Below are 21,473 nucleotides of genomic sequence, written 5' to 3' on the forward strand. Positions count from 1 at the left end.
CCGACGAGCAAGGCGGACGATACGGCGGCTTGCCGGGCCGGGTCCCGGCCGCCATATATCCCTTCAGGTGGTCCCCAGGCGGGATCGCACATCGGAGCAAACCATGAACTGGCTTACCAATGTGGTCCGGCCGAAGATCCGCAACATGCTGCGGCGGGAGACGCCGGAGAATCTGTGGATCAAGTGCCCGGATTCCGGACAGCTCGTGTTCTACAAGGACGTCGAAGCCAACCAGTTCGTCATTCCCGGCTCGAACTACCATATGCGCATGAACGCGGTGGCGCGTCTGAAGTCGGTTTTCGACAATGAGACCTGGTACGACGTCGCGCTGCCTGACGTCACGCCCGATCCGCTCAAGTTCCGTGACGAGAAGAAGTACGTCGATCGCATCAAGGATGCCCGCGCGCGGACCAATCTGAACGACGCGATCAAGGTCGGCTACGGCAAGCTCGAAGGTGCCGCCGTCGTTGTCGCCGTGCAGGATTTCGACTTCATGGGCGGCTCGCTCGGCATGGCCGCGGGCGAAGCCATCGTGCGCGGGCTCGAGCTCGCGGTCGAGAAGAAGTCACCCTTCATCGTGTTCGCCGCCAGTGGTGGCGCGCGCATGCAGGAAGGCATCCTGTCGCTGATGCAGATGCCGCGCACCACGGTCGCGGTGCAGATGCTGCGTGAAGCAAAACAGCCCTACATCGTCGTGCTGACCAATCCGACCACCGGCGGGGTCACCGCATCCTATGCGATGCTCGGCGACGTGCAGATCGCCGAACCGGGCGCGCTGATCGGTTTTGCCGGCGCGCGCGTGATCGAGCAGACCATTCGCGAAAAGCTCCCCGAGGGTTTTCAGCGCGCCGAATACCTCAAGGAGCACGGCATGATCGACATGGTCGTGCACCGCCACGAATTGCGTCCGACCCTGGCGCGGCTCTGCCGACTGTTGACCAGGGCGCCGGCGCTTGAGACCGCGTCAAAGCCGGTGCAGCCGGTCGTCAGTCCGGCGCAGATCGTATCGGCTCCCGAAACGGCGCCGGCCGCGCCGCACGCGTGAACGCTTCCTCCGACCGCGCAAAGCCGCCGCTCGACGAATTGATCGGGCGGCTGTCGGCCCTGCACCAGAAACGCATCGATCTCGGGCTGGAGCGGATGCACCGCCTGCTCGAGCGGCTCGGTCACCCTGAGCGCAAGCTGCCGCCGGTGATCCACATCGCCGGTACCAACGGCAAGGGCTCGACGCTCGCTTATCTGCGCGCGACGCTGGAGGCCGCCGGCCTGCGCGTCCACGCCTACACGTCGCCCTATCTCGTTCGCATCAACGAATGTTTCCGGCTCGGCCGCGTCGGTGGCGGTGTGCTGGTCAGCGACGACGAATTGCGCGCGGCGCTGGAACAGGTCGAGCGTGTCAACGCCGGTGAGCCGGCCACCGTGTTCGAGCTCAAGACGGCGGCGGCATTTCACCTGTTCGCGCAGAACCCGGCCGATGTGGTTCTGCTGGAGGTCGGCCTTGGCGGCCGGCTCGATTCCACCAACGTGGTTGACGCGCCGGCGGCCTGCGTGATCACGCCTGTCAGCATGGACCACATGGATTTCCTCGGCGACACCTTGACCTCGATCGCCGGCGAAAAGGCGGCGATCATCAAGCGCGGCGTGCCGGTCGTTTGCGCGGAGCAGTCGGCTGAGGCGATGGCCGTGATCGAGGCGCAGGCCAAGCGCATGCGCGCCCCATTGTTTGCCGCGGGCGAGAGCTGGCACGTCAACGTCGAAAACGGGCGGCTGGTTTATTCCGATGAGCGCGGCTTGATGGATCTCACCGCGCCGCGCCTGTTCGGGCGCCACCAGTTCGACAATGCCGGCCTCGCCATCGCGACGTTGCGGGCCACCAACGCCTTCAAGGTCAACCAGGCGGCGTTCGAGGCCGGGATCGTCGGTGCGGAATGGCCGGCGCGGATGCAGCGCATTGCGTCTGGAGAGCTGCTCGCTTGGGGGCCGCAGGGATCGGAGATCTGGCTCGACGGCGGCCACAATGCGGAAGGCGGCCGCGTCGCGGCGGCCGCACTCGGCGATCTCGAAGAGCGGGTGTCGCGGCCGCTGGTCGTGATCGCCGGCATGATGGCCAACAAGGACGCGCAGAGTTTTCTCGCCAATTTCGCCGGTCTGACCCGCCACATCATCGCGGTGCCGATTCCCGACACCGACAACGCCATGCCGGTCGACCGCCTCACGGATGCCGCCCGCAGCCTCGGCATGCGCGTCGAGCCCGCGCCCGGCGTCGAGGCCGCGCTGCGCGCCCTGGCGAAGCTCGCCTACGAAGTGCCGCCGCGCATCCTGATCACCGGCTCGCTCTATCTCGCCGGCCACGTGCTCGCCATCAACGACACACCTCCTGTATAGTCTTCGTTCCATCCGGGCTACAGGAAGACCCATGCGTTTTGCCGCGATTGCCGACGTCCACGGAAACTACCTCGCGCTGGAAGCTGTGCTCGCCGACATCCGCGCGCAGGGCGTCTCCGACATCGTCAATCTCGGCGACATGCTCAGCGGCCCGCTCGATGCGCGCCGCACCATCGAGATCCTGATGAAGCTCGACGCCGTGCACGTGCTCGGCAATCACGACCGCTATCTGCTCGACCGTCCTCCGGAGAAGATGGGCTCGTGGGATCGCCCGGCCCATGCCGCGCTCGATGCTGAGCAACTCGAATGGCTGCGCGCGCAGCCGATGACGCGCGTGTTTCGCGAGCAGGTGTTCCTCTGCCACGCGACGCCCGACAGCGACGAAGTCTATTGGCTCGATACCGTGCATCCCGACGGCGCGGTGGCGCTGTCACCGCTCGATCGCATCGAGCAGTTTGCGCAGGGCATCGCGCAATCGCTGATCCTGTGCGCCCACACCCATCTCGCCCGTGCCGTGCGACTTCGCGACGGAAGGCTGATCGTCAATCCCGGCAGCGTCGGCGGCCCAGGTTTTCGTGACAAGCATCCTTTCCCGCATGTCGTCGAGGCCGGCACACCGCACGCGCGCTATGCGATTCTCGAGCTAACCGATGGCGCCTGGCAGGTCACGTTCCGCCATGTCGTCTACGATCACGAGATGATGGCCGCGCTCGCTCGCCGCAACGGCCAGCCGGAGTTGGCGAACGCGTTGGCGACGGGATGGCTCGGATAGTTGCCGCTCCATCTGGGCCACCGGCTACAGCTGTTTCAACAGCTTTATCGGGTCCACCACCTTCTGCTTCAGCTGCTCGAAGCTGCATTGCCGCGGGGCCTTGTCGGGGCGCCAGCGCAGGATCGAGGTACCGTGGCGAAAGCGGTCGCCGCTGAAATGATCATAGCAGACCTCGATCACGAGCTTCGGCTTGAGCGGACACCACTTCGCAGACCGCTCGGTGGACCAGCGGCTCGGCCCGCCCGGCGCGTTGCCGGTGAAGCCCGGCTCGCCGATCAGCGCCTCCAACCGATCGGTCAGGTCAGGCTTTTCCGTCGCCTTGATTGCCGAGGTGAAACCGACATGGTGCAGGAGACCTCCGTCGTCATAGAGTCCGAGCAGCAGCGACCCGACCACCTTGCGGCCGGCGATCTTGTTGGTGGCATAGCGGAAGCCGCCGACCACGCAATCGGCGCTGCGGAATTTCTTGATCTTCTGCATGCCGTCGCGATTTCCCGCCTGGTAGGGCAGGTCGACGCGCTTGGCGATGACACCGTCCGAGCCGCCACCGGATTGCGCCAGCCACTTTTTCGCAATGGCGTAGCTCGTCGTCGCCGGTGAGAGGCGGAAGATGCTGCCTTTCAGATTGGCTTTGGCAAACGATTCCAGCGCCGGCCGTCGTTCGCTCAGCGGCTGCTCGGCAAGCTGTTTCTCCCTGGTCGTCGCAAGCAGATCGAAGCCGAGATACAGCGCTGGCGTTTCCTCCGAGAGCTTCTTCACACGGCTCGCCGCAGGGTGAATGCGTTGCAGCAGCGCGTCGAAGGAAAACCCCTTGCCATGCGGCACGACGATCTCGCCGTCGAGCGTGAAGCGATCCGCCTTCAGCTTCAGCGCTGCGGCGACGATCTCAGGGAAATAGCGCGCGAGGTCTTCGCCGGATTTCGAGCGCAGGTCAATGCTGCCGCCGTTGCGCGACAGCAGGCAGCGGAAGCCATCCCATTTCGGCTCGTATTGCCACTCCTTGCCGCGCGGGATCGCATCGACCGAGCGCGCCTCCATCGCCACGAGAGATGTCGATTTTCGCGCGCGTCTTGCAGGGGGAGGCACAGGCAGGACTCGTCTTACGCTGGAACTGTCCCATCAACGCAAAACGGCCGGCTTTCGCCGGCCGTTTCCAAAAATAATTTCGTGCAGGCGCGGATCAGACCGCGGAGGTGATCCACTGCTGCAGCTTCGCCTTCGGCGCAGCGCCGACCTGACGAGAGGCCATCTCGCCGCCCTTGAAGATCATCAGGGTCGGAATCGACATCACGCCATATTTCGACGCCGTCTTCGGGCTCTCGTCGACGTTGAGCTTCACGATCTTGACCTTGTCGCCCATCGCGCCGGCGATCTCGTCGAGCGCGGGTGCGATCATGCGGCAGGGGCCGCACCACTCGGCCCAGAAATCGACGACCACGGGGCCGTTTGCCTTGAGCACTTCGGCTTCGAAATCGGTGTCAGAAACCTTACCAACGGCCATGGGAGTACCTCGTACCTGAGAGAAGGGCGCGACGGGAATCGCGCCCGAGATCATGGCGTCAACCTATGAATGGCTCCTTGCCGGGTCAAGGACGCTCACACCGAGATGAAGAGATGCCAGCGCCGCGTCCAGCGCGGGAGCCGAAATCTCCATATATTCAAGGGCCTCGGTCCAGAGTAGGACGGCGCGAACCGGCTTTTGGGGATAAAGCCGCGATAGCACCGCCCGGTACAGCGCAAGCTGCCGGACATAGGCGGCGGGCGCCGCGGCGGCGCTCTTCGGAGCCGCCTGATTGGTCTTGAAATCGACGATCAGGACCTCATCCGGCCGAACGACCAGCCGGTCGATCTGGCCGGACACCAGCGCTGGGGAGCGGCCCTGCCGTTCCAGCCGGCCGACGATCGCGACCTCCGCCCGGCTGCCGGCGGCAAACACCGGCGCAAACCGCGGCTCGGCGATCAAGGCGAGCACCTTGTCGGCCAGCGCGGTCCGGTCGGCCTCCGCCCAGTCTGCGGCATTGCGCGCCAGGAAGCCGAGCGCGGCCTCGCGCCGGCGCTCAGTGGCGATGTCGGGGAGCGATTGCAGCAGCCGATGCACCAGCGTGCCGCGTTGCAGCGCGAGCGCGCGGGACTGCACTGATTCGCCCGACAGCACGGCGCGGCTTTCCCCGGACGGCTGGCCGGAGGGGCGCACCGGATCGTCGTCGATGGTCTCGCGTGGTGCCGGCGTCCGTAGCCAGACCGGCAGCGCGGTCTTCTGGTCCAACGAGGCCGCAGGCGTGCCCAGCGCCACGACATCCTCCGGTCGGGAGAAGCGCGTTACCTTTCCCAGCGGCGTCTCGATCGTCTCTTTCGCCAGGCCCGAGCCGGCGAGCCCGGTGTCGACCAGATCGTACCAGCTCAGCTTGCGGACCGTCTTCATGTTGCCGGGCATGCAGCCGCCGACGATGAGCCGGTCGGCGGCGCGCGTCATCGCGACGTAGAGCAGGCGGCGATATTCGTCCTCGGTCTCCTCGAGCATCGCCTTGCGGGCGTCGGCGACGGGCTTGGGATCGTCCGCCTTGCGTCCGGCCCAGACCACCACCTCGCTGCCATTGCCGCGCGGGACCTGGATCAGCCGCAGCCGCTGCGAATCCGCGGGCGACGATGTGGTGTCGACCATGAACACGACCGAGGCCTCCAGGCCCTTGGCGCCGTGCACGGTCATCACCCGCACCTCGTCGCGCGAGATCTCCATGTCGCGCTTCACCTCGGTATCGGCCGAGCGCAGCCAGGCCATGAAACCCTGCAGCGAGGCCGGCGCCTTGCGCTCGTAGTTCAGCGCCAGCTCAAGGAATTCGTCGAGCGCATCATTGGCCTCATGACCGAGCCGGCGCAGCATGCGCGCGCGTCCGCCGTCGCCCCCGAGCAGCCAGGCGTAAAAGGCGAACGGAGTCTCCTCGCGGGCTCGGGTTTCGCAGGCTTCGAGGCGTCGCGACGCGGCAGCGAATTTCTCGCTTGTCGCGGCATGCTCGCCAAGCGCGCGGCGCAGCGATCCCTTGCGATCCCAGGCCAGCTGGAACAGATCGTCGTCATCGAGCCCGAACAGCGGGCTCTTCAGCGCCACGGCGAGCGCGAGATCGTCCTGCGGCAGCAGCAGCGCATCGGCGAGGTTCATCAGGTCGATGATTCCGATGTGCTCGGTGAGCTTCAGCCGGTCGGCGCCCGCGACCGGAACATTGGCGTGCTTCAGGGCCTGGATCACCGCATCGAACGCATTGCCTCGCCGGCGCACCAGGATCAGCATGTCGCCATAGCGCAGGGGACGCCGCTCGCCCTCGTGTCCCGTCAGCGTTCCGCTCTCGACCAGCCGCTTGATTTCGGTCTGGATGCGGCGCGCAAGCTTGACCTCGGGGCTGGTGGCGGCGACGCCGTCGAACGGCGCGCGCCAGCCTTCGATCTCCTGCCTGTCATCGGGGACTGCTAGATCCCACAGATCAATCACGCTCGGACCTGCATCGGCAAGCGCATTATGTACGGGATAGGCCTTCTCCGCGTGGATGCTGCGATAGATAGTCTCCTCGCGAAAGACATGATCGACCGAATGCAAAATTGCCGCGCCCGACCTGAAAGAGTAGTTGAACGAGACCGGATCGAACTTGAGCTCAGCAGCCTCGAATTTCCTTTTGAGCTCATACCGGCGTCGATCGAACTCTCGGGGTTCAGCGCCCTGGAACGAGAAGATCGACTGCTTCTCGTCGCCGACAGCGAAGACGGTGCGGTTCAGGCCCTCGCGCGCACCTTCGCCGGCAGTGAACTCCGAGATGATGTGCGCGACGATGTCCCATTGCCGCGGACTGGTGTCCTGGGCTTCGTCGATCAGCACGTGATCGACGCCGCGGTCGAGCTTGTAATGCACCCAGCCGGAGGAAACGCGGTCGAGCATCGCGAGCGTCTTGTCGATGAGATCGTCATAGTCAAGCAGACCGCGCTCCTGCTTTTCGCGGCGGTAGTTTGCGGCAGCCGCCGTCGCGATATGCAGCAGGGCGGCGGTGCGGTCCCGCATGGTCACCGCACGGCGCTTCTCGACCAACCCACTGACGCGCTGCGCCTCGTTCTCGAACAGGCGGGCGACGGACGGGTTGTGATCGCAGAACTTCTTGGTCAGCACCGCCTTGCGCGGCAGCTTTTCGTCGGTCAGGAAAACGCTGAGATAGGCATCGACCTGCGCGCCGCCGGAAAACACCTTTGCCTCGCGAAGCCGGCAGGACTGGTCGTTGTCGGACTTGCTGCCGTCCTCCAGTGCAAAAGCGATGTCATCCCAGCGCGATCGCGGCAGGAATGGACCGTCGACAATCTCGGTCTCGACGTCCTCGATCCGATCGCTCGCGTCCACGCCCAGCGCGGCCGCCATCTGCGCAGCAGCCAGCTCCGCGCTGCCGGCTTCATCGGTCCAGGCCATGAAGTGATCGCGGCTAAGGCAAGCCTCGCGCACCACTTCCTTGAAGGTGACATCGGCGGCGCTCGCCATCGCGGTCAGCAGCGCACGGCCGGTGACGCTGTCAGGGTCGCGCGCGGCCTCCAGCAGCACCTTCAGATTGGCGCGTTCCATCATGTCGGTCTGGTCGCGCTCGTCGATCACGGCGAAGCGCGCGGGGACATTGGCCTCGAACGGAAACTGCTGGAGCAGGCGGGTGCACAGCGCGTGGATGGTCTGCACCTTCAGCCCGCCCGGCGTCTCCAACGCACAGGCGAACAGCTTCCGTGCGTCGCGCCGCAATTTTGCAGTGGGGTGCGGGATGCCGACCGCGCGGATCGCCGCATCGAGTGCCGTGTCGTCGAGCGTCACCCAATGCCCGAGCGTGGTGAACACGCGCTCGGCCATGTTGGCGGCAGCCGCCTTGGTGAAGGTGATGCAGAGGATCTTTTCCGGCGGCACGCCCGACAGCAGCAGGCGGATCACGCGCTGCACCAGCACATGCGTCTTGCCCGAGCCGGCATTGGCCGACACGAAGGCCGACGCGGTCGGATCCGATGCGCGCGCTTGTCGCGCGCGCACTTCATCCGGGATAGGGCGCGGTCCCTTCACCATTCCTCGATCCCCAATCCGCCGGCCGCGGACCATTCCTTGATCCGGGCAAGATCGTCATAGGCGCCGTAGCGGTTGGTCCACATCGGCAGGTTCAACGAGGTGTAGGGCTGGTTCTCGTCCTCGAAGGCGCGGATCAGCGCCTCGAGCTTGGCCCTGGCCTCGGCAGCCGCGGTGTCCGGCGGCTGTGGCTCGTCGCCTTGCCTATATTTGAGCTCGAGAATGCGTTCTTCGCCCGGCGGATTGTTGCCGCTCAGGCGAACATAGACGAGCTGGCTCACGGACGCGCCGGCGTCGATGTCGGGAAAACCGCCCTCGCGCAGGATTGCGGCTTCCAGCGTGAGCTGCGGCGACAGGCCCATGCGGACCTGCTTGCCGGTCGGCGGCTGGCCGGTCTTGTAGTCGAGGATGACGTATCCGCCGCCCTGGCGCCGTTCGATGCGGTCGGCGCGGGCGGAGAGACGGAAGCTGCGCCCATGGTCGAGCGGGATCGAAATCTCGCCGCGAGTTTCCGCGGCGATCGCCTCGATCGCGTCGCGCCGCGCCGTTTCCCATTCGCCGAACCAGCGCGCGATGCGCTGGAAGCGCGGCCACCACAGCGCCCGCGCCTCGGGTCGCTCCATCAGCGGCGCGAAGTATTTTTCGCCGATCGCGCGCAGCACCCTCGCGGGATCGTCGGGCAGATTCGTGGCGTAGCGTTCCGTGAACTCCCCGAGCGCATCGTGGATCGCCGAGCCGCGGTCGGCGGCGGACAGCGGCATGTCGACGGGATCGAGCGCGTCGAGCCGCAAAATGTGTTTTGCGTAGATCGTATAGGGATCGCGCAGCCAGTCCTCGATCCCAGTCACAGACATCCTGAGCGGGCGGGTCGCGCGCGGCGGTCGCGGCTCGGGCTGCTTGATCGGCCTCACCTCGTCGGGCTGGTCCAGCGCGGCTGCGAACTGCACGTATTTCTCGCCCGCGCGAATCGCGGCCTTCCAGTGCGCATCGCCCGCGACGGCCTCTAGCCGGTGCAGGAAGCGCGAGGCGACCGCCGGAGCACCGCCAGCCTTGGCGGAGTGGGTGAGGATGACCTCGTCGCCGCCGAGCAGTTGCGCAAAATCATGCGCGGAGAGGCCGATACGGCGTTCCGGCAGATCGAGGCCCAGCTGGTGCCGCATCGGCCGGCTCAGCCACGGATCGATGCGCGGCGCCGGTGGCCAGACCCCCTCGATCAGCCCGCCGACGATGATGCGGTCGGCCTGCATCAGGCGTGATTCCAGCGGGCCGTAGATCTGAAGCCGCGCGCCCGGCCTGTCCCGCCGCCGCACCGCGCGATCGCTGAATGCGGTCTGGAACACGTCCGCGTAGTCGGGCAGCGTGACCATCAATCCGCTGGTCGTGCCGCCGCGCAGGAGATCGTCGAAGGCGCTCGCGAGCGCGAGGCCTTCGCGCTCCTCGAACGCCAGCGGGATGCCCTGCTCGTCGCGCGATAGCTCGATCATGATCTCGCGATGCCGATGCGCGAGTTCGGCGAAGTCGTACGGCTTTGATGACGCAAGACTCTCCATTGGCGCCAAGGCTTGTCGCAAACCATCGATCAGCGCCTGAATACGATCGAGGTCTTCCGCCTTGAGACGTGCACGCGGCTCGGCCTTGTGCAGTGCGGAGACCTCGCTGCGCCACAGCTTTGCCAGCTCCTCGCGGAATCGATTGAACTCGCGCAGCAGGCCGGCGGTGCCCGCAGGCGGCCGCGTTCCGCGCAACAAAGCGAGCTCCAGGCCTTCGATCGCCGCCCTCCATGCACCAGGTGCCCGGCCGAGCCGGCACAGCGGATGCTTCAGCATCGCCAGCAGCGTCGGCGGCTCCAATCCCTTGGTCGCCGCCTCCGCTGTCAATCGCGCAAAGACGCCGGCGGAGGTTTCCATCAGGACGTCGCCGCCGGAATCATCGAATGCGAGATCCCATCGGCTCAGCGCGGCCATCACGCGCCGCGCCAGCGCGCGATCGGGCGTAACCAACGCTGCGGACTTGTCGAGATGCCGCGCCTCGCGCATCGCGATGGCGATGGCGAGCGCTTCCATTTCAGAGTTGGGAGCTTCGACAACCGCGAGGTTCTTCATGCCGCTGGTGATCTTTAAGGCCACATCCGGCTGCTTCAGCCGGTCGTGCCAGATCTCGGTCTTGGCCGACGGCCGCATCGTTTCGGAGGCGAGCAGATCGCGGCCGCCTTCCGCCGGAGGCTTGAGGATGTCGACGTCGCTGCGCTTGATGCCAAAGCGATCCAGCAGCGCGTGCATGGCGTATTGCGGATGGTTCGAGACCGGATGCTCCGCGAACTTGCCGAGCGAGTCGCGTACGCCGCCGATGCTGCGCCAGGCATCGTCGTCGAGATCGGTGTCGAGGCCGGGCAGCACCACGGCACCATGCGGCAGCGAGGCGACTGCGTGGAGAAATCTTGCCGTGGCCGGCATCGAGCCGGTCGAACCGGCCGCGATCACGGGGCCATGGGGATGCGCGGTCAGCCGCTTGGCTTCGGCATCGATCAGAAGGTCGCGGCGGGCAGCGGGCTCGATCCGGTTGATCTCGGCGAGATGACTGGGCCAGGCGATGCGCGCGATGTGCAAAAATTCAAGCGAGTGCTGCCAGTACCGGTCGAGCATATCTGGCACGAGGCCGTCGAGCGCGCTCCAGTCGACGCCGCGCGTGACCATGTCGTCGATCAACCGCGCGAGATCGGACGCCAGTGCCAGCGTCGAGGCGGGGCCGCCGACGACCAGCGGAGACAGCACCGGGCCCTTGGCCCAGGCCGCGACGAGTTGCGCCAGTGTCAGCCGCCGTTCGAACTCGCCGAGCCGCGGCGGAATATCGAGCGGCGTTGCGCCGGAAAACTGTTCGCCCTCATCGGCGAAAGCGAGTTCATCCTCGTCGATGTCGCCGAGCGCGACGATGCGCGGCAGCACGACGGCGTCGGCCTTCATCTCGTCGAGGAAGATCTCGCGGACGACGCGCATGGCGCGTCGTGTCGGCAGGTACAGCGTGGCATCCGCCAGCCGTGCCGGCTCCTTGCGCGCCTCAAAGCCGTCGACCAGCCGACCGTCAAGCAAGCTTGCGACGACGGTGCGCAGAAACGGAACTGAGACTGGAACGCTGAAAACGCGCATGAGCTGCCTGATTCGGGAATCAGGCGCCAATATAGGGAGGCGGAGTCAAATGGATATGGGCGGAAGGGAGATAGTCCCCGCTGTTCGCCGGACCAGAACAGGTGCCGTACGGTGGGCAAAGGCGCAACGCGCCGTGCCCACCATGTTTCCGCGAGTTTCAGCTTAGATGGTGGGCACGCTTCGCTTTGCCCACCCTATGGCACCGCGTCCGGGACACGAGACAGCCCTACGCCACGCTCTCCAGAAACGCCTCTTCCGCCGCGTGCACGGCATCGGGCGTGCCGACATGCATCCAGACGCCGTCGAGGCGAAGGCCGAACAGCCGCTCCTGCTCGTTGGCACGGTCGAACATCTTGGTCAGCGAGAACTCGCCCGTGGGGGCATCGGCGAAGATCGACGGCGACAGGATCGCTGCGCCGGCATAGACGAACGGAACGACTTCTTTTTCCTTGCGCTTGCGCAGGGCGCCGTCGGCCAGCATGCCGTAATCGCCGCGGCCGCTATAGCCGATGCTGGTCGCCGTCGGCGCCATCAGGAGCAAAATGTCCATCCGCGCGGGATCGAAGTTTTCGGCGAGCCGCGTCAGGTTCGAGCGCACGCCGTCGATCCATAGCGTGTCGGAATTGACGTGAAAGAACGGTGCGTCCCCGAGCAGCGGCAGTGCCTTGACCACGCCGCCGCCGGTGCCGAGCACCTGGTCGCGCTCGTCCGAGATGGTCACGCGCGGATGCTGGCGGGATGCGGTGTGATCGATGATCTGGTCCGGCAGGTAGTGCACGTTGACCACCGCCTCGCTCACGCCGGCCTGGCCGAGCTTGTCGAGCACGTGGTCGAGCAGCGGCTGGCCGGCCACCGGAACCATCGGCTTCGGCATCTTGTCCGTCAACGGACGCATGCGCAGGCCGAACCCTGCGGCGAGCACCATGGCTTTGGTCGGTTTGACGGACATCCTTCGCTTTCTCAGACCTACTGATTTCGCGTTCGCAGCAATCCTAACACGCGGTTCGACTGACCGCACCGCGTCTTAACCGCCTTAACCACCTGCCATGACGCTTGTACGACGGGTGTTGCCGTTACGCCCCGATGGATGTGGAACGCGCCTTTTTCTTCTTGTCGCCGAGCTTGAGAAAGTTGACGCCGATCTGGTCGCCATTGACCCAGGCGAGCTCGCAGCGCCGGTACGCGAGCCCGGTGGACGACAGCAGCAGAAAAAATTCCTTCAGATGCAAGCCTTCGACCGAGCCGTCGATGGTCAGCTTGGCGCCGCTGTCGGAGACGTCCTCCATGGTGCAGTCGCGCCGCCAGGTGCCGTCGATACCCATCATCTGGGCCGCGATCCCGCGCTCGAAAACAACCCGGCTGTTGCCGCGCTCGTCCGTCTTCACCGCCATCTGCCCTGCTCCAGCCCCGTAATCATCCGGCTGCTCCGCCGCCAGATTACCGGCGTCTTGGCTAACAGCCGGTAAATCGGGCCCCGAATCAGTCGTTTCAGCCCCTACTGGCCTTTCAGTCTTGGGCCGGACCTTGGGGCGGCGGGACGTTGGCGACATACCAGTCGCGCAGAGGGGCGAGCGCGGGATGCGCCAGGGAGCGCTGGAGATAGGTCCAGATCCGCGGCTGGTGACGCAGATAATGCGGTTTGCCGTCGCGGCGGTTGAGGCGGGCGAAGGTGCCGAGCAGACGCGTGTTCCGCTGCGCCGACATGATGGCGTAGAGCTCGGCGAAGCCGGCCGCGCCGAAGCTCGCGTCGCTCGCGCGGCGTGCCTTGATGTAGCGCGACAGCAGCGTCAGTTCGATCGCCTCGGGCACGTCGATGCGGGCGTCCTGGAGCAGCGACACCACGTCGTAGGATTGCGGCCCCAGCACGGTGTCCTGGAAATCGATCACGCCGACGCGTTCGATGCCGGTGCGATTCCCGAGCCAGATCAGGTTCGGCGAGTGATAGTCGCGGATGATCCAGGTCTTCGGCGAGGCCTGCGGTTTCTTCAGCAGCTCGCGCCACATCGCGAAAAATGCGGCGCGCTTCTCGTCGTCGAGCGGCGCATTGCGATCGGGCAGGTACCATTCCGGCATCAAGCCGATTTCGATCAGCAGCGCTTCGGTATCGAAGACGGGAATGGCGTAGGTCTGCCCGCCGAGCGGCAGCGTTTCCGGCAGCGTTTTGCCGTGCAGCACGGCCAGTAAATCGGCCGCGGCTTCGTAGCGTTCGAAGATCGGGCGCGGCGGATCGCCCTCGATCACGCCTTCGCTGCCGAAGTCCTCGCTGATCAGGAATCCATGGTCGAGGTCGGAATGATGGATCGCGGGCGCGGAGAATCCCTGCGCGCGCAAGCCCTCGTCGATGGCGACGAAGGGTTTGATGTTTTCGGCGAGATGCACCGCGGCGCTGTAGGATTTTCCGTTGTACATGGCAGCCCCATCCGGGCGCTGCGGAGAATTCATGAGGATGACGATTTCGTCGTCGCGGAGCAGCCGCGCATAGGAGCGGGTCGAGGCGTCGCCCGCCATGCGCTTGCGCGTTGCCTCCATGTAGCCGGATGCATCGAGGAATTCGCGCAGCGCCTGCAGCCGCGCGACGGTGGCGGCAGCCTTGCCATGGCCGGTGACGTCGGCGGCGCGTGCATTCGAGCCCAATGCCGGCCGGTGCGTCAGCGCGATGTCGATGCGGTCTTGAGGCATCGCCGACGGTGCGCGCTCCGGCCATTCGATCAGGACGAGGGTTGCTTCCGGCAGCGGCGCCAGCCCTATCTCTTCGAGCTCGCTCTCGTCCTCGACGCGGTAGAGGTCGGCATGCATCACCGGGAATGGCGGCAGCTCGTAGCCCTGCACCAGCGTGAAGGTCGGGCTCGGCACTTCCAGTGCATCGTCGCCGGCGAGGTAGCGGATCATGGCACGCGCCGCCGCGGTCTTGCCGGCCCCGAGATCGCCGGTGAGCGTGATGACATCGCCGGGGCCGACCAGCAGCGCGAGGTCGGCCATCAGTTGCGCGGTGGCCGTCTCGTTGTGGAGCGCGACGGAGAATGTGGTTGGCGCAGTCATTCGGCGGCGTCGCGATGCGCCGCCTGGTCGGTCGGGAAGTCACAGATCACGACCGTGCCCCTGCCCACGATCGAATCGACCCGGATATTGCCGCCATGCAGCTCGACGAAGGAGCGCACCAGCGACAGGCCGAGCCCGGCGCCGCGGTGACGCGAGCCTTGCGAGCGGCTTTCGAACCAGTTGAACACCTTGTCCTTCATGTCGGCAGGTATTCCAGGCCCGGAATCTGTCACAGTGAAGACCACACTGCGTTCGGTGCGGCGGGCGCTGATGCCGACGGTGGAATCCGGTGGAGAAAACCCGACGGCGTTGGCGAGGAGGTTATAGAGCACCTGCACCACGCGCTTCTCGTCGCCGGTGAAGCTGCCGACATCGGGCGCGATCTCGACCTTGAGGCGGATGCGGTCGGTGGCGAGCCGGTCCTGGAGACCTTCGGCGGCGAGCTCGATGGTCTTGCTGACGTCGACCGGGCCGAGTTCCAGCTTCATGGCACCGGCGTCGATGGTGGCGAGATCCAGGATGTTGTTGGTCAGCGCCAGCAGCGCATTGGTCGATTTGGTGACGTAGTCGAGATATTCGGCCTGTTTCGGCGTCAGCGGCCCGGTCGAGGGATCGCTGAGGAAATGCGCGAAGCCGATGATGGTGGTGAGCGGCGAACGCAGCTCGTAGGAGACGTGGTGGACGAAATCCACCTTCATCTGGTCGGCGGCCTCGAGCGCCTCGTTGCGCTCGCGCAGCGCGCGCTCGACATTCTCGGTGTCGGTGATGTCCTGGAACGTCAGCATCGTGGCGCCGTCGTGCAGGGGCCGGATCATGCCGTCGAGCACGCTGCCGTCCTTGCGCTCCAGCTTCAGCGGAATGTCGGCGCGGCTTTCGATCGAGGTGACGGCCTCGCGGATCTGTCGCCAGACGATCGCGTCGTCGAACAGCTGATGGCACCAGCCCTCGACCGTCTGGATGTGCGGCTCGTCGCGCATGGCGTCAACGGACAGCTTCCACATCCGGACGAAAGCCGGGTTGAACAGCTGCGCCTTGCCGTTGCTGCCGAACACCGCGACGCCCTCGGCGAGGCTGTCCAGCGTCTCGCGCTGGACCCGGATCATGCCGTCGAAACGGCGGGCGAGCTCCAGGCTCTCGGTGACGTCGTCGAACAGATAGGTGACGCCGCCTTCGGGGTTCGGCGTGGTGACGACGGAGAGCGCGCGGCCGTCGGGCAGGTACCAGGTGTCCTTGGCAGCCTCGACCGCGCGATAGGCCTCGTGCAGCTTCGCCTTCCAGGCGCGAAAGTCCGGCTGTTCCGGCAATTTGCGCGCGGAGCGGAGCTTGTCGAGCACGCTGGAATCATCGGGGTTGGCGTCGAGAAAGGTACGGTCGAGGTCCCACAGCTGGCGGTAGGAATCATTGTAGAAGGCGAGCCGGCGCTGGCCGTCGAACACGGCAACGCCGGAGGAGAGCTGGTCGAGCGTGCGGCGATGCGCTTCCGCCATCCGCACCAGCGCCGAGCTCAACGCATCCGCCTCGCTGGCATCGATGGCAACGCCGACATTGCCGCCGCCGACATTGACGGCGCGCACGTCATAGATGCGCCGCTCGCCGCCGATCACGATCGGCAGGCGCGAGGTGAAATTGGCCGCTTCCTTCAGCCCCCGCTCCATCGCGCTCCGGTCGGCGCTGTCGAGCAGCTCGAGCTTGCGCTCCTGGGCGTCGGTGATGCTGGCCGCCTCGGTCGCACGGACATAGGCGGGGTTGGCGTAAGCCAGCGCGCCGTTCTCGCCCTTGGCCCAGATCGGCCAGGGTGCGGCGGTCGCGAAGCCGCGCAGCATCTCCGTCTCGTCGGAGAGGGCCTTGTAACGCAGATTGGTCTCGGCCAGATCGCGGCGGAGCCCTGAGAGTTCGCGAATCCTGACGATGGCCTGGCCGCCGATGGCGCGGCCGATGGCCTCCAGCGTGTGGCCATGCGCGGTGGTGAGCGTCAGCTGGAACCCGTCGCCGCGGTCGCGCAGCGCGTCGACGGCGTGGTCCATCCGGAGCGCCGGTTCCGGCGGCAACCAGGTTCCAAACGCCAGCACGCGCTGTGGAGAGGAGTCGCGCGGCAGCACCATGGAGGTGTCACCGGAGATCTGCGCGCGATTGTCGCCGGCCGGCCAGGAGATCAGGATCTGCGGCTCGGCAAACAGCAGTGCGCCGAATCGGTCGGCCTGGAGCTGGAGTTCCCCGATCCGTGCGCGCAGCCGCGCCTCGTTCTTCGCCGTGCGAACGCGCGTGCGCATCAGGAGGATCGCGGCCACCACCGAGAAGCCGAGCAAGGCCAGCGCGGTAGCCAGCACCGCGAGCTCCTGCCGGTTGAAATCCAGCAGCGTTGAGAGTGTGTCGACGAGGTCGGCGGCCTCAGCCGGCGCAGCCGGCAGCAGCGCTGCGAGAGCGCTTCCCAACAAGCCGTTGCGCACGAGCGATGTGCACGACAGCAGCGTCCGACGCATCGACACGATCACGCCTGACATAGTTGCCCCAAGATCGCACGAATTTGCGCGCGGCGACCCCCGTCGCGCGCGAATCAAACGACAATACCCTCACCGTGACTCCACCGGTAAGAGTCCAGATCGTGAACGCAAAGGCGGTCCCAAAAAAATGCGGGGCGCGGTGTTCCAATTCACGTAGTTCCTCGGGGTGATTCGGCCGGATGTGCCGCGCCTAGCGGCCGGTCGAGCCGAATCCGCCGCCGCCGCGGTCGGTCGCCGACAATGTCGCCACGGGAATGAGCGTAGCCTGCACCATTGGCGCGATCACCATCTGCGCGATGCGCTCGCCGCGCTTGACCACGAAGGCGGTCTGGCCCTGATTGATCAGGATCACCTTGATCTCGCCGCGATAGTCCGCGTCGATCGTTCCCGGCGAGTTCAGCACGGTGACGCCGTGCTTGGCGGCAAGGCCCGAACGCGGCCGCACCTGCGCCTCGTACCCGGGCGGCAACGCGATCGCGAGTCCCGTCGGCACCAGCGTGTATTGGCCGGGCGCGAGCGTCAGGGGCTCGTTCTCGGCTACCGCCGCCATCAGGTCGAGACCGGCGGCATCATTGGTCTGATAGGCCGGCAGCGGCAGCCCCTCCGCATGGGGCAGGCGTTGCAGTTCGACGGTGACTTTGGTGCTCAAGATGCGGGCTCCCGGGATTTGCCGGTCACGCTTTTTGCGATATGCGCGACCAGTTCAATGGCGACCTGTTCCTTGGTCATCACCGGCCAGGAATCAACTGCAATCTCGCCATCCTTCTCATCGTTCTTCTCACTGTTCCTGCGACCGATGAGGTGCACGGTGTTGCGGTCCCCGCCCATCACGCCGGTTGCGGGGGAGACGTCGTTGGCGACAATCCAGTCGCAGCCCTTGCGGGCAAGCTTCGACTTGGCGTTGTCGATGAGGTGCTCGGTCTCGGCGGCAAAGCCGATCACCAGCGGCGGCCGCTTGTCGGTCAGTTTCGAGATCGTCGCCAGGATGTCGGGATTCTCGACCAGCTGGAGCGGCGGCATGCCGGCCGAGGTCTTCTTCAGCTTCTGCTCGCCTTCGTTGACGACCCGCCAGTCGGCGACGGCGGCGGCGAAGATCGCAATGTCAGCGGGAAGCGCGGCCTGCACCTGCTCCAGCATCTGCCGTGCCGATTCCACATGCCTGACCGTCACGCCCTGGGGATCGCTAAGCTCGACCGGGCCGCTGACCAGGATCACCTCGGCGCCTGCGGCTTGTGCGGCGGCAGCGATCGCAAAGCCCTGTTTGCCGGAGGACCGGTTGGCGATGTAGCGCACCGGATCGATCGGCTCGTGGGTCGGACCAGCCGTGATCAGCACGCGCTTGCCGGCGAGGGGGCGCGGCACTGGCGGCCGCAGCAGGCGCTCGGCGGCGGCCGCAATTTCGATCGCCTCGGACATGCGGCCAATACCGGCTTCACCTGCTTCCGCCATCTCGCCGGAATTCGGCCCGATCAGCATCACGCCGTCGCGTTGAAGCTGCGCGACGTTGCGCCGCGTCGCCGCGTTGTTCCACATCAGCGGGTTCATCGCAGGCGCGAGCAGGACCTTGCGGTTGGTCGCGAGCAGGATGGCGCTGGCGAGATCGTCGGCATGACCGTTGGCGATCTTGGCCATCAAATCCGCGGTCGCGGGCGCCACCACGATCAGGTCGCACTCGCGCGCGAGGCGGATATGACCAGCGTCGAACTCGCTCTGGGGATCGAACAGGTCGGTGTAGACGCGCTCATGCGAGAGCGCGCTCACGGCCAGCGGCGTGATGAATTGCTGCGCCGCCTTGGTCAGCACGCAACGTACCTCGATCCGCCGCTCCTTGAGCCTTCGGATCAGGTCGAGCGATTTGTAGGCCGCGATCCCGCCGCCGATGATCAGGGTGACGCTGGCTTCTGGAGCGGCGCCGGTGCGTTGGGGCAGCGGCGTGGCCGAGGCCGCGGGCGGCGCCGTGAACGGCGTCAGGGGCTCCTCGCGGCCCTCGATCAGCTCCCCAAGGATGACCCGGACCTCTTCCTCGACCGACCTGCGGTTCTTGGCCGAGCGCAGGCGGAGGAAGGTTTTGACGTTCTCGTCGAGCTTGCGGATGGTCAGACTTGCCATGGCACTCTCCGGCGCGAAATGATAGCGATGCTATCATTCGCATGATTGCACTGCAATCAAAGATTCCGGACGGCGATCAGGATGCCGATGAAGGTCGCGGCGATGATCCAGAGCGCCACGGTGCGCCAACGGTTCTTGCGGCCCTCGATGCGGCCCATCGCCGCGATGCTCTCCGGCGACAGCCGGATGCCCTCCCGTGTCATGGTCTCCAGCTGTTCGAGCACCGCAACCGAGCGCGCGGCGATATCAGGCAGACGCATCAGGATGCGGGCGAGATCGCCGGTGCCGGAGATCGCGCCCTGGACCCGGCCGATCGGACCGAGATTGCGCTCGATCCATTCCCGCACCACGGGGTCGGCGACCTTCCAGATGTCGAGCTTGGGATCGAAGCCGCGTGCCACGCCCTCGACCACCACCATGGTCTTCTGGAGCAGGATCAGCTCGGGCCGCGTGGTCATGTCGAACAGGCCGGTGACCTCAAGCAGCAGCGTCAGCAGCCGCGCCATCGAGATCTCTTCCGCCGTGCGGTTGTGTATGGGCTCGCCGATGGCGCGGATCGCTTGCGCGAAGTTCTCGACCGAGTGATGCGCGGGCACATAGCCTGCCTCGAAATGCACTTCCGCGACACGACGATAGTCGCGGGTGATGAAGCCGAGCAGGATTTCGGCGAGGAAGCGCCGCTCCTTCATGCCGAGCCGGCCCATGATGCCGAAATCAACCGCGACGAGGCGGCCCGCGTCATCCAGGAACAGATTGCCTGGGTGCATGTCGGCGTGGAAGAAGCCGTCGCGCAACGCGTGGCGCAGGAAGCTCTGAATCACCTTGCGGCCGAGATCGGGCAGGTCGACCTGCGACTCGGCCAGGCGCTTGTGATCGTTCAGCGCGATGCCGTCGATCCACTCCATCGTCAGCACGTTGTGCGTGGTACGGTCCCAGTCCACGGCCGGCACCCGGAAATCAGGATCGTCGCGCGTGTTCTCCGCCATCTCCGACAGCGCCGCGGCCTCGAGGCGCAGGTCCATCTCCATCGCGACCGAGCGCGACATGGTGTTGATGACTTCGATCAGGCGCAGGCGCCGCGCCTCGGACGAATAGGATTCGGCCTTGTATGCGACGAAGAAGAAGTCGGAGAGGTCGCGGCGGAAGCGAGCGGCCACGTTGGGGCGCAGCACTTTCACGGCGACCGCCTTGCGGACGCCGTCGCGCAGGACTTCGCCGCGATGCACCTGCGCGATCGAGGCCGCTGCGACCGGCGCACTGAGGCTCACGAACACATCGGTCAGCGGCCGTTCCAGCGAAGTCGCGATCGCAGCCTCCGCTTCGGCTTGCGAGAACGGCGGCAAGCGGTCCTGAAGGCTTTCGAGGTCGCGCGCCATGATGACGCCGACGACGTCGGGACGGGTCGCCAGAAATTGTCCGAGCTTGAGATAGGCCGGGCCCATCCGGGTCAGCGCGCGCGACAGCCGCGGGCCCTGCTTCGGACCGCGCCGCTCGATGATGCGCGCAAGTTTCAGCGCGAGCTGTCCGTGCGGCGGTACCAGACTCGGATCGACGGCGCCGAACACGCCCTCGCGCGCGAATACGAACGCGGCGCGCATCAGGCGCGCACTATGGGTTATGGCAGAGATCACAAACGCCAGCCCGAATGCAGTGCGACGATGCCGCCGGACAACATCTGCCAGTTCACCCGGGCGAAGCCGGCGTTGAGGATCATGTCGGCGAAGGCGTTGGGTCTTGGAAACTTGCGGATCGACTCGACCAGATATTGGTAGGACTCGGCGTCACCCGTGATCATGCGGCCGAGCGGCGGGATCACCTTGAACGAGAACAGGTCATAAAGGCGATCGAGCCCGGGCATCTCGACGGTGGAGAATTCCAGACAGAGGAAGCGGCTGCCTGGCTTGAGCACGCGATAGGCTTCGGCCAGCGCAAGGTCGATCCGCGGCACGTTGCGAATGCCGAAAGCGATCGTATATGCGTCGAAGCTGCGGTCGGCGAAAGCGAGCGCTTCGGCATTGCCCTCGACAAAATCGACCTGGGTCTCGAGATGCCGCTTTGCGGCGCGCTCGCGGCCGACCTCCAGCATCCCGGAATTGATGTCGCAGACGGTGGCATGGAAGCCCGCGCCTGCGGCCTTGGCGGCGCGGAACGAGATGTCGCCGGTGCCGCCGGCAACGTCGAGCAGCGCGAACGGCCGGTCGCCTCTGGGCGGGTCGAGCGCGGTGATCATGATGTCCTTCCAGACCCGGTGCAGGCCACCGGACATCAAATCGTTCATCAAATCATAGCGCGACGCCACGCTGTGAAACACATCGTTCACCAGCGTCTGCTTGTCGCCCAGGGGAACGTCCCTGAAGCCAAAATGCGTGGTTTCGCCCGGCCGATCCATTACTCTACTCCACGAGGCGGACCATAGCGCGCCCGCCGCAATGGCGCTATCACACCGCCCTCATAAG

General features: G+C 66.0%; 15 protein-coding genes. 3 read left to right on the forward strand and 12 right to left on the reverse strand.

The genetic code is table 11. The features are described from left to right. Positions 1-103: 103 nt before the first annotated feature. Genes accD through IVA75_RS11820 form a run of 3 tightly spaced genes read left to right on the forward strand, consistent with a single transcriptional unit; the run spans position 104 to position 3,157 of the window. Positions 104-1,045: an acetyl-CoA carboxylase, carboxyltransferase subunit beta gene (gene accD / locus IVA75_RS11810; protein ID WP_247285096.1), complete on the forward strand. Its 942-nt coding sequence runs from the start codon at positions 104-106 to the stop codon at positions 1,043-1,045. Beyond that, positions 1,042-2,385: a folylpolyglutamate synthase/dihydrofolate synthase family protein gene (locus IVA75_RS11815; protein ID WP_247285097.1), complete on the forward strand. Its 1,344-nt coding sequence runs from the start codon at positions 1,042-1,044 to the stop codon at positions 2,383-2,385. The genes accD and IVA75_RS11815 overlap by 4 nt, the downstream gene beginning before the upstream one ends. A 31-nt stretch (positions 2,386-2,416) precedes the next feature. Next, positions 2,417-3,157 (forward strand): metallophosphoesterase family protein, encoded by a 741-nt coding sequence (locus IVA75_RS11820; protein WP_247285098.1) that lies wholly within the window; start codon positions 2,417-2,419, stop codon positions 3,155-3,157. Between the two features lie 24 nt (positions 3,158-3,181). Here the strand turns inward: IVA75_RS11820 and IVA75_RS11825 are convergent, their stop codons facing one another. The 12 genes from IVA75_RS11825 to ubiE all read right to left on the reverse strand — a co-directional run bounded on the left by IVA75_RS11825 (position 3,182) and on the right by ubiE (position 21,406). After that, positions 3,182-4,195 (reverse strand): ATP-dependent DNA ligase, encoded by a 1,014-nt coding sequence (locus IVA75_RS11825; RefSeq protein WP_247285464.1) that lies wholly within the window; start codon positions 4,193-4,195, stop codon positions 3,182-3,184. A gap of 142 nt (positions 4,196-4,337) precedes the next feature. Next, entirely contained in the window at positions 4,338-4,658 is a 321-nt protein-coding gene (trxA, locus tag IVA75_RS11830) for a thioredoxin (protein WP_007598398.1), read from the reverse strand. A 63-nt stretch (positions 4,659-4,721) separates the two neighbouring features. Then, positions 4,722-8,228, reverse strand: coding sequence for a double-strand break repair helicase AddA (gene addA / locus IVA75_RS11835; protein ID WP_247285099.1), 3,507 nt, complete (start codon positions 8,226-8,228; stop codon positions 4,722-4,724). Next, positions 8,222-11,368, reverse strand: a complete 3,147-nt coding sequence (gene addB, locus IVA75_RS11840) for a double-strand break repair protein AddB (protein ID WP_247285100.1) — start codon at positions 11,366-11,368, stop codon at positions 8,222-8,224. Before addB ends, addA begins: the two co-directional genes overlap by 7 nt. Positions 11,369-11,594: 226 nt before the next feature. Beyond that, a complete protein-coding gene (locus IVA75_RS11845) occupies positions 11,595-12,317 on the reverse strand; it encodes a nucleotidyltransferase family protein (protein ID WP_027566154.1) in 723 nt (240 codons plus the stop codon). 124 nt (positions 12,318-12,441) lie between these two features. Beyond that, complete coding sequence (locus tag IVA75_RS11850; protein WP_247285101.1) at positions 12,442-12,759, reverse strand: PilZ domain-containing protein; 318 nt, start codon at positions 12,757-12,759, stop codon at positions 12,442-12,444. Positions 12,760-12,874: 115 nt separating this feature from the next. Next, positions 12,875-14,407, reverse strand: a complete 1,533-nt coding sequence (gene tsaE / locus IVA75_RS11855) for a tRNA (adenosine(37)-N6)-threonylcarbamoyltransferase complex ATPase subunit type 1 TsaE (protein ID WP_247285102.1) — start codon at positions 14,405-14,407, stop codon at positions 12,875-12,877. Next, on the reverse strand, positions 14,404-16,908 hold the full coding sequence (locus IVA75_RS11860; RefSeq protein ID WP_247285103.1) for a PAS domain-containing sensor histidine kinase: 2,505 nt from the start codon (positions 16,906-16,908) through the stop codon (positions 14,404-14,406). Before IVA75_RS11860 ends, tsaE begins: the two co-directional genes overlap by 4 nt. Positions 16,909-17,098: 190 nt before the next feature. Then, complete coding sequence (gene dut / locus IVA75_RS11865) at positions 17,099-17,557, reverse strand: dUTP diphosphatase (RefSeq protein ID WP_247285104.1); 459 nt, start codon at positions 17,555-17,557, stop codon at positions 17,099-17,101. After that, entirely contained in the window at positions 17,554-19,017 is a 1,464-nt protein-coding gene (coaBC, locus tag IVA75_RS11870) for a bifunctional phosphopantothenoylcysteine decarboxylase/phosphopantothenate--cysteine ligase CoaBC (protein WP_247285105.1), read from the reverse strand. The genes dut and coaBC overlap by 4 nt, the downstream gene beginning before the upstream one ends. 56 nt (positions 19,018-19,073) lie before the next feature. After that, the gene (ubiB, locus tag IVA75_RS11875) at positions 19,074-20,648 is read right to left on the reverse strand and encodes a 2-polyprenylphenol 6-hydroxylase (RefSeq protein ID WP_247285106.1); all 1,575 of its coding nucleotides are present in this window, start codon (positions 20,646-20,648) and stop codon (positions 19,074-19,076) included. Then, positions 20,645-21,406, reverse strand: a complete 762-nt coding sequence (gene ubiE / locus IVA75_RS11880) for a bifunctional demethylmenaquinone methyltransferase/2-methoxy-6-polyprenyl-1,4-benzoquinol methylase UbiE (protein ID WP_247285107.1) — start codon at positions 21,404-21,406, stop codon at positions 20,645-20,647. The genes ubiB and ubiE overlap by 4 nt, the downstream gene beginning before the upstream one ends. Positions 21,407-21,473 lie beyond the last annotated feature (67 nt).

Origin of the sequence: Bradyrhizobium sp. 134 (genome assembly GCF_023074155.1) — a bacterium.
Lineage (GTDB): Bacteria > Pseudomonadota > Alphaproteobacteria > Rhizobiales > Xanthobacteraceae > Bradyrhizobium.